Origin of the sequence: Lunatimonas lonarensis, from assembly GCF_000390185.1 — a bacterium.
Lineage (GTDB): Bacteria > Bacteroidota > Bacteroidia > Cytophagales > Cyclobacteriaceae > Lunatimonas > Lunatimonas lonarensis.
Genome location: NZ_AQHR01000010.1, coordinates 1 through 12,888 on the forward strand (window position 1 = coordinate 1; position 12,888 = coordinate 12,888).

Annotated in this window: 12 protein-coding genes; all 12 read right to left on the minus strand. The window is 45.7% G+C overall.

What is annotated here, in order from left to right:
- Positions 1-867: 867 nt before the first annotated feature.
- The 12 genes from ADIS_RS22110 to ADIS_RS01070 all read right to left on the minus strand — a co-directional run bounded on the left by ADIS_RS22110 (position 868) and on the right by ADIS_RS01070 (position 12,844).
- Entirely contained in the window at positions 868-1,566 is a 699-nt protein-coding gene (locus tag ADIS_RS22110) for a HEPN domain-containing protein (protein WP_010852380.1), read from the minus strand.
- 3 nt (positions 1,567-1,569) lie between these two features.
- Entirely contained in the window at positions 1,570-2,670 is a 1,101-nt protein-coding gene (locus ADIS_RS01020) for a DUF262 domain-containing protein (RefSeq protein WP_010852381.1), read from the minus strand.
- Between the two features lie 178 nt (positions 2,671-2,848).
- Positions 2,849-3,430 (minus strand): hypothetical protein, encoded by a 582-nt coding sequence (locus tag ADIS_RS01025; protein ID WP_010852382.1) that lies wholly within the window; start codon positions 3,428-3,430, stop codon positions 2,849-2,851.
- A 478-nt stretch (positions 3,431-3,908) separates the two neighbouring features.
- Positions 3,909-5,177: a sulfatase-like hydrolase/transferase gene (locus tag ADIS_RS01030; protein WP_010852385.1), complete on the minus strand. Its 1,269-nt coding sequence runs from the start codon at positions 5,175-5,177 to the stop codon at positions 3,909-3,911.
- A 128-nt stretch (positions 5,178-5,305) separates the two neighbouring features.
- A complete protein-coding gene (locus tag ADIS_RS01035; RefSeq protein WP_010852386.1) occupies positions 5,306-6,742 on the minus strand; it encodes a sulfatase in 1,437 nt (478 codons plus the stop codon).
- A gap of 66 nt (positions 6,743-6,808) precedes the next feature.
- Entirely contained in the window at positions 6,809-7,069 is a 261-nt protein-coding gene (locus tag ADIS_RS01040; protein WP_010852387.1) for a hypothetical protein, read from the minus strand.
- Between the two features lie 359 nt (positions 7,070-7,428).
- Positions 7,429-7,629, minus strand: coding sequence for a hypothetical protein (locus tag ADIS_RS01045; RefSeq protein ID WP_155907001.1), 201 nt, complete (start codon positions 7,627-7,629; stop codon positions 7,429-7,431).
- 1 nt (position 7,630) lies between these two features.
- Complete coding sequence (locus ADIS_RS01050) at positions 7,631-8,485, minus strand: hypothetical protein (protein ID WP_010852390.1); 855 nt, start codon at positions 8,483-8,485, stop codon at positions 7,631-7,633.
- 541 nt (positions 8,486-9,026) lie between these two features.
- Complete coding sequence (locus tag ADIS_RS01055) at positions 9,027-9,506, minus strand: RNA polymerase sigma factor (RefSeq protein WP_081634838.1); 480 nt, start codon at positions 9,504-9,506, stop codon at positions 9,027-9,029.
- Positions 9,507-9,688: 182 nt separating this feature from the next.
- Positions 9,689-10,741 (minus strand): nucleoside hydrolase, encoded by a 1,053-nt coding sequence (locus ADIS_RS01060; protein WP_010852393.1) that lies wholly within the window; start codon positions 10,739-10,741, stop codon positions 9,689-9,691.
- Between the two features lie 16 nt (positions 10,742-10,757).
- On the minus strand, positions 10,758-11,678 hold the full coding sequence (gene rbsK, locus ADIS_RS01065) for a ribokinase (RefSeq protein WP_010852394.1): 921 nt from the start codon (positions 11,676-11,678) through the stop codon (positions 10,758-10,760).
- Between the two features lie 164 nt (positions 11,679-11,842).
- Positions 11,843-12,844 (minus strand): GRP family sugar transporter, encoded by a 1,002-nt coding sequence (locus tag ADIS_RS01070; protein WP_010852395.1) that lies wholly within the window; start codon positions 12,842-12,844, stop codon positions 11,843-11,845.
- Between the last annotated feature and the right edge of the window lie 44 nt (positions 12,845-12,888).

Genomic DNA, 12,888 nt, shown 5'->3' on the forward strand with positions numbered 1-12,888 from the left:
GTTTGTGGATCTATCATGCCCGCAAAGATCCAAACCATTTACCCGAAAAAACAGATGGGGATGGGCGGCTGCTTACAATTGAGTGATTGTCTGAAACCTTAATACTGTCGTTTACTTTCATAAATTTACATGTTTTAGTTTTCTATGCTGGCCAGCAATCGGGTCACGCAGGGAAATTTACTCACTGTATTTATTATTTAAAAGCGGCGTTCGTGATTCCCAATTCACCCCTACCTCCGCACAGAACTCCTGACGCGGTAGGACAGGCTGGTGGGTAAAAAATCCTCCATCATCCGGCTCTTCTTGGGTAAGATACCGAATGTTGGGCAAAATTCCAATGCGAAAACAGGCCTGGAGAGCACTTGCCTTGGCGTTTCAGCCACTTAACCGCCGCCATTTTGTTCAGTCACTTCTATTATTTGAGCCATTTGAGCAGACGTTAGTTGAGCTGGTTCCATGGAGACCATCCTGTACTTTGACCCCAACTCGCCGCCACCGGCCATCAACCAAAAACGCAACGCCTATGAACCCCATTAGCATCCGGATTCGGCCGGTACGGAACAGCGCGTGCCTGCACGGCAGAAAACACCCAAAACACCAAAAAACAAGGTAAAGTCACACAACAAAACCACTCAGAAAGCATAAAGAAAAGAAACAACCAGTCAAAATGCCGCAGAACCAACGCCCGGCAGCACCATTTTTCATACGACGGAAACCACCCAAACTTTTCAATCCCCATAGATACCTTCCCACAAAAAACCCGCTACGCTTCTGTCAATTAGACCACTGAGCTTGTCGAAGTGCAGGCTAAGCCCGAAATTCCGCTGCGCTCCACTTCGGTTTAGCCCTTGTATGTTAGCGGCTGATTTATATCCAGTATTTTTGTCCCGATACTTCACAAATGTGTTTATAGGTAGTTCTGTCAAGTTTATCCAAGAAGTCCTTAATGTTTTCAAAGTTTCGTTTTACATCAACAAATGTCAAGTCTGTTGATTCTTGATGAGCAATTGTTTCTCTTACATCAAGAAAGGAACGTAATAAAAGTTCATAGTCCTTCCCTCCAATTCTATTTGTCTCAGCAAAAATATTTTTAATTCCTAGTCTATTGAATAGGATTTTTATGTTTTTCGGTGAAGGATACTTCTTGTCATTCACTATTGTCTTTGGGTCAATATGATTTGTTAAGATAACATTGTCGTCAACTACGGAATAAATATGGGAATTCGTTACATTAAGTCTCTCTAGCACTTTTGTCTCATCTCTGTTATGTATAAATCCTTCATAAATTGTCCTTTGTCTATGGAAAAGGGAGAAAGTTCTTGGATTGAGAGGAATTTCAGAAAGTGTTGCTCCATTTGAACGATACCTAAAAAACATATCTTCAACGAAAACTCTTAAATATTCTTCTAGTGAAGAGCATAGTAAAACAATGGAAGACTGAAAAATCATATTCTTATGGTCATATGACAATATGACGTTCCTGTAAGAAATTTGTCTTGCAAGGGAAAGAAGTTCAGAATATGTTGTCTCAAAATCTCTCCTTGCTCTGCTCTTAGAGTATGGCATAGCTTAAAGAAGATTTTTAAGAAATTCTTTGTATTCATTAATTCTACCTACGACAGAATTCTTATCTGTTGTTCCTGAGGATATGAATTTATTAAAATCTTCACTTTCAATAAATTTTTGATTTTTAGAAATGAAGTTTTTATTTGCCAAGGCTTCTATTTTTTCTTGACTTGGATTTAATTCATAAAATGAAATCATTTGAGCATCATAAAGAGCTGCATTAAATTTTGCATTCTTCAATGACTCGTCATATGTTTTAAAGGCGTATTTGTGAAGCGCTGAATTTACCGTGTTAAGAGTATTTCTAAAATCATTCTCACATTCAATAAGTTTTCCGGCATTGGCATTCCTATTTGCTTCACTGTAACCATTCAAGAACGCGACTAAAGGTTTAGTGTAATTTCTCCAGTTTTCTGCGAGAGAAAGAAAACGCAAAACAAGTTCATCAGACTTCATTCTTTTGTCTGCCTTATTTAATGTTAGTTCTCTAAATGTTTTATCATTTCCAAGCTTTTCAAGTAACTCCATAAATGGGCCTGAATGAATACCGTGTCTTAACTCGTGTGAGTTTAGTTTTACAGAACCCGTATTAAGTCTTTCAAAGACATCAAATTTTATTTGAGGGTGGGTGTCTTTTAAAATGACGATACATCTAACTGTTCTATTTTGAATATGCCTTTGAAATCTTGGGTCAAGTTCGGAAAATTTAAAACCTTCAAGCTCGGGATAAGCGGTTAAGCCACGTAATTCAAAATCGTCTGCCAAGTATAACTTAATGCTATTCAATCTTTGGTTTCCATCAATTACTGCCAAGGTCTCATCTGGGTTTTGGCTAAGAAAGATTACAGGAATTGGACAATTGATTATTAATGACTCAATAAGTCTAGAAGCTTGCGCTCTATTCCAAACATAGCCCCTTTGAAACTCAGGAATAATAATGTGTCCATTCTTGAGATAATCAATTAGTGAAGAAACTGTAAAATCATACGTTTCAGTATTTAATCTCCTTTTGTCAGGGGGAATATTTAGTATGTCAAGATTTATTTCTTCAACTTCTGGAAATAACTTGTCAGCTAGTTTTGTCGATTTATTTTTTTCAATCATAATGTCTATTTTTTGTTTGAGGAGCCGTTGTCAAAATTTGACGCTAACGGTCGGCAGCTAAGAAACGTGGGGCATTTCAGGGCTATTATCTGTCGGCCTTAAGTGATGTTTGATTGGTGAACAAAACTTTCGCTTACCAATGACCGCCCCATGTTTTCTTAGGTGCTGTTGTATGCCGTTATTCAATTTTAACCCAATCAGATATTTTGATTTTACCATCTTTTATATTAACCTTAAAATCCTTCCCATTTGCAGAATATACAGGTTCATATTCTATTTTTTCATAAGATGTAACTGTCCACCATACAGAATCTGCAATACCATTAATTGAAATTACCCAATCTTTAACTCCTTTTTCAAAGTTTACTTTTTTTGCTAAGCTTAAAGCATGATTATAGTTTAAAAAAATATTTTCATGCGAAGCTCCTTTGAAATAGTCAAGAATATTCTGCCTTGTTATTTTAGTATTGTATTCAGTTTCGACAATTTCGCCATTTAAAAAAATCAAAATCATATTTCTAGATGTGTCTTTGGAAAATTCTGTTTTGATTTCAAATGCTCCCATATCCAATACAGACTTATATAAACCTTTAAACTCAAGGGTATCCTTCAAAAAACTTTCACTAAATGTTTCAATCAAAAAATTCTCTGCTAACTGAATTTTTTCTCTCTGAAAATCAGAAATTTCTTTACTATCACTTTCTTGTCCAAAGCTTTTTACAAAGGTCAGAATAAGAATTATTAGAAGAGTATACTTCATGGGTTCTGCATTGGTTCCTTTAATGGCATACAACTTATTATAGGTCTGGTTTGGCCAGACCCTTCTCGCTTTTTATTGCCGGATTGGTCTGGTTTGGTTACCTTCTATCTCGTCGCCGCTTACAAGGTAATTCCTATCTCCCCCATGGATCCCAACAACCTTCAGCGAAATCCGCTGCCTACAGCTACCGATAAAGATAGGGTTTAATTTTCATGCAAAAAATACCCTGTTCGGGGTAATTTTCGGTTCTGGAGACGTAGGATTTAAGACGTAAGGCGTAAGACTTAAGAATTTAGACCTCGCAAAATTTACCACCCAACATCCTTTCCAAAACCATAAATCCGAAGCGATCCTACCCTCCCGAACGTAACCCAATATATCGCCGAAGGCATACCCGCCTGCCGGCCAGGCAGGTATCCACCTATATCGCGCAGCATGTATCGTTTGAATATCGCGCAGCATATATCATTTTCAAGACTCAACGAATTTCCTCCATAATGCACTGAAAACCAGCGGCCACTTCGAGGAGCTCTCCGGTGAGGTCGGCGAGGTATAGGGGATGCTGTTCGAGTACGTCGGCTTCTATATCAAAAAAGCGACCGTCGTCGTATAGCTTGTACCGCTGATTTCTTACAAAGACCCCGTTGGAAAATCGGCCCCACTTGGGATTGTAATACATGTAAATATGGGACTTGGGATTTGCTGGTTTACCCAATACCTGAGGCAGGAAACTCCGTCCATCCACCTGCTGGGAGTCGGGTAAGGCTATTCCCGCTGCCTCTGCCAAGGTGGGCAAAAAGTCGCTGAAATCCACCAAATCACGGTTCACCACCCCAATCAATGAGCGGCCTTTCCAATAGGCGATCAGCGGCACCCGGGTTCCGCCATCCGTCATATTGCCCTTGTCCCCCTTTATCACGCGGCCATCCTGCATTTTGGAATAAATGTTCACATGGGTGCCGTTGTCACCGGTGAAGATCACCAAGGTATTGTCTGCCACGCCGGTTTCTTCCAGTTTATCCATGATTTTCCCTATGATCTTATCCGTATAGGCCACCATGTCTCTAAAATAACTGGTATCCTGAAGATCCCGCTTGTCCGGATCTTTCCAGTCCTCACTGTCGGGTGTGGGCACAAAGGGGTCATGCACCAAGTTCATGGGGTAATACACAAAAAAGGGACGATCCTTCTTTCGATCGATAAAATCCAGGATAAATTCCGAAATGATCTGCGAACCGTACCCATTTGCGTCTCTCGGAAGGGCCTTTCCGTTTTGGACCAGCAGCGGATTGGCATAGCGCTCTCCCTCGGCACGGGTGTTGTGCAGCTGCCACAGGCAGTATTCGTCGAACCCAAAATGGTGGGGACGGCTGGTGTCCTCCCAGCCGGGAAGCTTCCCGCCGGAAATGCCGTTTAGTTGCCATTTGCCACCTATGCAGGTGGCGTATCCGGCGTCTTGAAGCAGGTTGCCAAAGGTTCTTTCAGCAGGATTCAGGTAGCCAAATGCCTCGTAATTGCGAAAATTGTGCTTTCCCGTCATGATCTTTACCCGTGAGGGCGTGCAAAGCGGCTGGGAGTAACAATGTTCGAAGCGTACCCCGTTCTCAGCCATCCTGTCCAAGTTGGGAGTCTGGTACACGGCACTTCCATAGCTACCAAGGCATTCAAAGCCCATATCATCCGCCATGATCAGAATGATATTGGGCCTGGCATTGTTCTGGCAAAAACCTAATGCAACCACAAACACCGCTAGAAAACTGAATAAACAGGCTGCTTTTATTTGATAAGGAATATGTGTAAGGGGCTATCTGAACGAAACGCCACCAAACGTTACTTGTCAAATATAGACTACTTTTTCGAAAGAAACCATTTGGCTTACTTGAGGTCGTTGTCTCTGACTTCTTGGAGCTTTGTCCGTAAGGCCTCCTGGAACTCCGCCACAACCGGCTGATACCGGGGAAGGTACGCCAGGTTATTGTATTGTTTGACGTCGTGCTGCATGTCGAAGAGCTCCATCCCTCCACCGGCATCCTCGTCGTACTGGATGTAGGCCCACTTTTGCGAGCGGAGCAAAAAGGAATGGCCCTGACCTCTCACCGACACCGAAAAGGCCATCTCCCGAACCTCCTGATCGGGGTTTTCAAGGGTTTTGACCAAGCTTTTTCCTTGCAGGTGTCCTTGCGTGGGCAGTCCGGCGAGTTCGGCCACCGTGGGATATAAATCCAACAGTTCCACCAGGGAATGGCAAACCTGGGGCTGCTGCCCGGGAACTTTGATGATCAACGGCACCCTTACGGACTCCTCCCTCAGGCTTACTTTCATCCAAAATCCGTGCTCCCCCAGATGGAAGCCGTGATCGGACGTGAATATCACAATGGTGTTGTCCTCAAGGCCTTCATCCTTTAGCGTTTTCAGCACTTTCCCAACCTGCGCATCCATGTAGGCAACCGACGCATAATAGGCTGCCACTGCCTTTTTTTCCTGCTCCTCCGACATCTTGGCGTGCTTGGTGGTGACGTAATTGATTCCCCGCTCGGGAATATCGTCCCAGTCGTTTATTACCTTGGGCGGCAGTACCACCTCCTGATAGGGAAAGGGATCAAAATAGCTTTTGGGTGCCACAAATGGCACATGGGGTCGGACAAAACCAACGGCCAGAAAAAAGGGCTGATCCTTGTGCTTTCGGATCAGCTCCGAGGCCTTCTCTGCCGTCTTACCATCCGAATGCACCAGGTCATCGCCTTCGGCCTTTACGATGGTCATCACGTTTCCGCCCTGCTTGGGCTTGAGGCTAAAGGGATTGTTCTGCACCAATTCGCTTTCGCCCTCGGCCAGCCATTCCGGCCCCTGACTGTTAAAGCGTTCGGTCCAGGAGGCAGGGTCGTCGGTACCATCCGTACCCTTCTCTATGTCTCCCGGTACGCCCATGTGGTATATCTTGCTTACCCGGGCGGTATAGTACCCATTGTCCTTAAACAACTGTGGCCACATCTGGCGGTCCGGGCCAATTTGCTCCCTTCCCGACACATAGCCAAAGGTACCTGTCCCATGGGGGTAGTACCCCGAAAGCATGGATGCCCTGGAGGGACCGCAAACGGGAAACTGGCAATAGGCGCGGGTAAAGAGGGTGCCCTCCGCCGCCAGTTGGTCAATATTCGGTGTGTGCCCCGCAGCATTCTCATAGGCGGACACCGCCGTATTCGTGAGGTCATCGGAAATGATAAACAACACGTTGGGTTTGGTGTCCCCTTGGCCGAAGCTCCATTGGGTGATAAATAAAAAAATCAGGGGTATTGAGTAAATCGATTTCATCTATTTGTCTTGCATTTTATTCATTTGATCATCTAACTCGGCAAACCCTCTGAAACAGCCCACCTGCTACTCCTGGTGATGGCTGGGGTCGGCTCCCAGCAGCCCGTTTAGGTAGTCCGCAAACGGCTCATCGGTGCCTTCTCTCTGCTGTATCAATGTCCGGTCTTTCACCTGATCGTCCGCAAGCCAGCGCACGCCTCTTTCCAAGTCTACCTCCATCTGCCCAGTGCCGGAATCTTTCAGAAACTCGCCCAGCCCCTCCACCGCAAAATATACCGCGATCAGGTCCCAACTGGGCCGCTGGTCCGCCAAGGTATGCTTAGACATATTCCAGCGCCTCGACCTTTATCTGGATAGGAATAAAGATAGCCGGTAGACCCGAGAGAGCAGCATATAAGCTTCGGAATCGATAGCGAATTTGTCATAAAAGTGCTTCATCCGGATCGGAAAGCACTTTTGAAACCACATTGTGGCTGCCTTTCAAGCTGCAATTATTGTTAACATGGTCGGTTCCCTGATCTCGAATTCCGATTTTCGTGGTTGACAAATACTATAGGTAAAAGGGAAAAGTGGCAGGCTACATCGATTTACACCCTTTTCAACTAGTGTTAGCAACCAAAAACCACCTTTCCAGAAAGGCTTTCTGGAAAGGTGGTTATCACTTTTAATATTGCCTTTGAAAACGTCTATTCCTCAGGCTTTTTTTGAAACTTCTTAACTCCCCAAGCTGTAGAGAATGAAGCAAACATCGCAAGGACAACTGCCCAGTAAAAGCCAAAGTCAGTTGGATCCGTAGACCCTATTGGATTTGTAATCATTAATACATACGCTCCAATTGCCCCTACAATAAATGAAATTAAATGAGACTTCATATCTGTCGATTTCATATTACCTCCAACAAGTTAATAATAGGGATCCTGCAACGCCACCAATTGCACCTTCAATAAACCCTGTTGCGCCGCCAAAAACAGCCCCTCCAACGCATCCTGTAGCTGTACCAAGCCCCGGAAACAAAACAGTACCGCCTACGCAACCAGCCATGCCACCTCTAACGGCACCAATTCCTCCGGTAAAAACAGCACCTGCCCATACTGCCCTCATATCCACTCTACACCGTAAGTTAGGGTTATAATCTGATTCATTTGCTAGCCCAGCTAATTTTTCTCCAATCCTCTCCATGCCGCCCCTTTCCAGAAAATCAGCAAAAGCATAAAATCCGGCACCAACAGAAAGAAGTTCGAGTTTTTCTTCTTCGGACAAATTATGGTTTTTCAACTTGCTTTGAAAATTTCTGGCAAGTGATTTTACCTTACCGTAGTCCTCAGTAATAAATAACTCATCAAGAAATTCCCTCAGAATTGTGAGTTGTTCACTACTGTATGCCATTTCCAAAATTTCCAGAAAATCAGCAGAATTGTGATCAAAATTGGTATAGTTTCTGGCTTCCTGTTTGTCTGATAAAAACGCTTCAACGTTAAAATCGCTGAGGGAAAAGTAATTTTTCTCCAAATGCTGAAATGTTTGATACTGTAAGAATTCATAGTCTAAGATTAGTCCTTTACCTCCTCCCCCTCGTAGGCTTTGATCCAAAGATTGAACGGCAACTTCCAATCCATCAAGATACATTTGTTCGAATCTTTCAGAAGCATTGGCCAAATTTAACTCCGGGTGATTAAAATCAACATCTTCCTGGCAAGAAACAAAAAGGGCAATCGCAAAGACAATTGAAATGTAGGTTTTCATAGTTTAAATAGTTAATAGTTGTGCCTACTCTACTAACATCTTTTCGGCATCCGATGACTACAGAATTATGGTAGTTAAAACTATAATAGAAATTTGTGGTAAATTTATTACCTAATTAATTAAAAACTGTAAAATAATCCTAAATTTGATCATTTTCAGTACCCTTGACTATAAAACAATATTAAAAGTGACTTAAATTTAGCAGTGTAAACATAAAATTCAAAAAAATAAAACAAATTTTTTGAATTGGGTATTCAATAAATAAACACCTTGTATGGGTATGGCGGCTGTGCCAGCATCCTCACAACCAGATTCTCGAATATCCCCTCCTCCATCTTGAGCCGGTTAAACCGGTAGGTATGTTAATTGATATACGGTTGCAGAGCTACCACTGAATGGTCGCTTCCCCAAACCCAGGCCTGGAACATCCTAATCAGCCGGTGCATAGCACTAAAATTCTCCCCCTTTTTGCCCAATTTTTCACACACCGGGTTGGGAAAATCCTTCTCCATTCCTTTGCAACCGGCCCAGCAGCCCGTCTTCACCAGCGCATCATTGCTATATGTATTCCCATAAAACTGCCGGGACTGGCCTTGGACGCCGATTCGATCACCCTGCTATACCAACATGATACGCCTCCCCGCAACTTTTCGATCCCGACTACCACAATCCTCTTTTCTGGATCACTTTGATCTACGACAAGGTAGTCCTTGATGTCATCAACCAACACATTTCCCGTATCCTTTTTGTTTTGGCTTTTTATGTACCTCAACGACTCGTTTTTCACCATCTTAAAAAGGTATCCTTCAAAATTCTGTATAGTCAATAGGGAATCTTTTTTGCCAAGCAACTTTAGAAAAACCTCTGCAACCACGTCTTCAGCCTGATCCATCCTAGGCACAAAAAGTAAAGAAAGCCTTATCAATCTGGTATGATAATGGTCAAAAAATACCGAGAAAGAACGTTCGTCGTTCCTTTCCACAATCTTTCTCAATAAGAACCTCAGTTTCAATGTGTCCATTACCACCTCAAGTTAAGGAAAAAATCAAAAACCAATATTGTCTATTCTAACAATTTGATGAATATTTCCAAAAATCAAAGCGAATCCGATTCGAAGGTTTTAGGTTTCAACCCCATTAAGGAATTATTTACTTGCGAATAGGCAACTCCAAATTAAATCTGTACCCAAAAACTCCACTCCGACTACTCCTGGTGATGGCTGGGGTCGGCTCCCAGCAGCCCGTTTAGGTAGTCAGCAAACAGCTCATCGGTGCCTTCTCGCTGCTGTATCAATGTCCGGTCTTTCACCTGATCGTCCGCAAGCCAGCGCACGCCTCTTTCCAAGTCTACCTCCATTTGTCCATTGCCGGAATCTTTCAGAAACTCGCCCAGCCCCTCCACCGCAAAATATACCGCGATCAGGTCCCAACTGGGCCGCTGGTCCGCCAAGGTATGCTTAGACATATTCCAGAGCCAATCCCGGTAGACCGTACGTACGATACTTCCCGAAGGTGCCTGCACAAGGGATTTTCCCGTCATCACCTGGGAACCCCCGTCGGAAAAGTAGGCTGGTCTCGGAAAATTCGCAATCAGATAGGCCGAATATTCCGCCGAACCATTCCGAAAGAGGTTCCAGTCCTGAAAAAACTCCTGGCTTGGATTGGCTACATTCACCCCACCCATGGCAATCCAGCGGTCTATCTTCTGGCTGACCAGCTCGTAGCCGCTCAAAGATGATACCTCATCGGGTGCTGAAACCATCAAATCATACAGGCCTTTGGTATGTCCGATGGTCACATAGGTGATGCTGTGATCCTCACTGCCAGCAAGGAGCCGCCTGTTTAAGCGGGTTTGTTCTTCAGCGTCCGTGTTGTAGATGATCCTGTTATTGAAGGCTGCCGTATCGCGGGCCAATTTTTCCGCCGTCATCTTATCCACCGGATCGCCGACGTCCGTGCCATAATAGGCGCCAATGGGTATATCCGGGCGACCGTAGTACCTATTGATTGCATCCACTATGCCTGCGCCAAAGGGAACCTTGCCGGAACTGTAAATACATCCAATAATCTCGGCCCTTCCAAGATCCGCGTACCGGTGAAGAACGGCAAAAGCACCCGCATCGTCGCAATCGGAGCCCATATCGGTATCCAGAATGATCTTGATCGGCTTATTAAGAAATGGCTCCTTTTGTTCGGCTTGCGGCGGGGCACAGGCCAACAGCAGTAGCAAAATCAAAGAGGTGGCTATTTTTTGCATAGACGTATTTTAAAAGCTAAAATAGGGAATTGACAACCTCGTGAAGGAAGGGAGCCGAAGGTTGCGCGCCCCGGCGGGTTACCGAGATCGCCGCCGCCCGCTGGGCAAAGTCGATGGCTTCCCGTATGGCCTGGCCTGCCGCCAACGCCGCCGCAAGCGATCCATTGAACACATCTCCTGCCGCAGTAGTGTCAACTGCCTGCACCGTATACCCCGGGATCATTTCCCGGTGTTGGCTATCGCGCAGGTAAACCCCTTTGCTGCCCAAGGTAATGATGACGGTTTTTACCCCCTTGCCCAGCAGCTCATCGGCGATGGCTCCAAGGTCTCCCTCTTTTGCTTCCTTTCGGCCGGTAAGGAGTGCCGCTTCGGTTTCATTGGGGGTCAAAATACTGACCTTTTCCAGCAGTCCATCCCGCAGTTCGGTGGCTGGTGCCGGATTTAGAATAAAGGGTATCCCGTTGGATTCCGCCAGCTGCGCCACCCGTTCGATGGTTTCCAGGGGCGTTTCCAGCTGTGCCAATACGATTTTGGCACCCTTAAAGGCCTCTGCCATTCCCTCCATATCCGAGGCCAACAGGTGATTGTTGGCCCCCGACGCCACGGAAATACTGTTTTCCCCATCGTCTGACACATTGATCAGCGCCACTCCGGTATGCGTTCCCGGCTGTACTTTGATGAAATCGGTGTCGATTCCGTCTTTGCGGTAGTTTTCGATGGCCTGTCTTCCAAACGCATCGTCCCCCACACAGGTGACAAAGGTGACCTCCGCCCCGGTACGTGCCGCTGCCACCGCCTGATTTGCCCCCTTGCCACCGGCGACGATGAAAAAATGGCTGCCGAGAATGGTTTCCCCGGGTGCCGGGATCCGGGGAACCTGCAAAACCATGTCGGTGTTTGAGCTGCCTACTACCAGTATTTGATTGCTCGATTTCATGTGTCTATAATTGATTTTTCAATGGTCAGAACTTGTCCCGGTTTATCGGGATGGAATCTCGCATGGCAGCCCCGGATAGCTATCGGGGCATCCGAGTGTGTGACGGCTGCGTCATGCTCGATTTCATGTGTTGGTTCGTTGGGTTAATGGTTTTGGGATGCTGCCTAGTAAATTCTGGAAACGATGATCAAGGCCAGCCCCAGCACAAAACAGAGAAACATGGCCGTAAGCAGTCCATTGACGCCCTTGGCATCTTTGAATTCCTTCCAAATAAACACGCCCCACAGGGCAGCCACGAGCGTGGCTCCTTGTCCCAGCCCGTAGGAAATGGCAAACCCGGCCTGTTCTGCGGCAATGATGTTAAAGGTCATGCCGATGCTCCAGATCACACCGCCCAACATGCCGATCAGATGCAGGCGGACGTTGCCCTTGGTAACGTAATCGGTATAGGTTACTTTTTCGCCGGCCAGTGGTTTGTACATGAAGAGGGTATTCCAGAGGAAATTGGAGACCAGCAGTCCCAGCGCAAAAATCACAGAAGCAGTATAGGGGGTGAGTTTACCCGCCTCTGGACTCACAAAATCCGTGGCCATAGACGCTGCAACAAACCGATAGAAAAACGCCATAAGAAACCCAGCCAGCAGCGAGATGGCAACGCCTTTCAACGTGGTGACCTTTGTCGTGGCGGGAATCTTTCGGTAGGCCAGGGCATTGATAACAATGGCGGTGGTCACCAAGGCCACCCCGGAAAACAATACTACCGGGTTTCCGAGGGGTGTGGCGATGTAGTTGACCAATACGCCCAATACCAGGGCAAGTCCTATCCCGATGGGAAATGCCACTGCCATACCTGCGATGGAAATGGCCGCTACGAGCAGGATATTGGCAATGTTGAAGACCACACCTCCCAAAAAGGCCGATCCCAACGCTCCGATTTCTGCTTGTATAAGGTCTGGCAAAAAACTGCGGCCCTCCGTACCTATGCTTCCGGCCGTAAATGCGAGGACCAAGGAGAGCAGTAATACGCCCAACGCGTAGTCCCAGTAATAGAGCTGAAATGGCCATTTATGGGTGGTCATCTTCTGGGTGTTGGCCCAGGAACCCCAGCAGAGCATGGTGATAATCACCATAATGACGGCCGTGGTGTAGGTGTGGATTACAATCATGGTTATTTCTTGGGTTTGGTGAAGTGGGCGACTATAACGTTTGA

Coding starts and splice junctions, on each gene's coding strand:
- ADIS_RS22110 (WP_010852380.1), bottom strand. CDS start 1,566: ATGCCATACTCTAAGAGCAGAGCAAGGAGAGATTTTGAGACAACATAT.
- ADIS_RS01050 (WP_010852390.1), bottom strand. CDS start 8,485: ATGAAAACCTACATTTCAATTGTCTTTGCGATTGCCCTTTTTGTTTCT.
- ADIS_RS01055 (WP_081634838.1), bottom strand. CDS start 9,506: ATGGACACATTGAAACTGAGGTTCTTATTGAGAAAGATTGTGGAAAGG.
- ADIS_RS01070 (WP_010852395.1), bottom strand. CDS start 12,844: ATGATTGTAATCCACACCTACACCACGGCCGTCATTATGGTGATTATC.
- ADIS_RS01060 (WP_010852393.1), bottom strand. CDS start 10,741: ATGCAAAAAATAGCCACCTCTTTGATTTTGCTACTGCTGTTGGCCTGT.
- ADIS_RS01040 (WP_010852387.1), bottom strand. CDS start 7,069: ATGTCTAAGCATACCTTGGCGGACCAGCGGCCCAGTTGGGACCTGATC.
- ADIS_RS01035 (WP_010852386.1), bottom strand. CDS start 6,742: ATGAAATCGATTTACTCAATACCCCTGATTTTTTTATTTATCACCCAA.
- ADIS_RS01045 (WP_155907001.1), bottom strand. CDS start 7,629: ATGAAATCGACAGATATGAAGTCTCATTTAATTTCATTTATTGTAGGG.
- ADIS_RS01020 (WP_010852381.1), bottom strand. CDS start 2,670: ATGATTGAAAAAAATAAATCGACAAAACTAGCTGACAAGTTATTTCCA.
- ADIS_RS01025 (WP_010852382.1), bottom strand. CDS start 3,430: ATGAAGTATACTCTTCTAATAATTCTTATTCTGACCTTTGTAAAAAGC.
- rbsK (WP_010852394.1), bottom strand. CDS start 11,678: ATGAAATCGAGCAATCAAATACTGGTAGTAGGCAGCTCAAACACCGAC.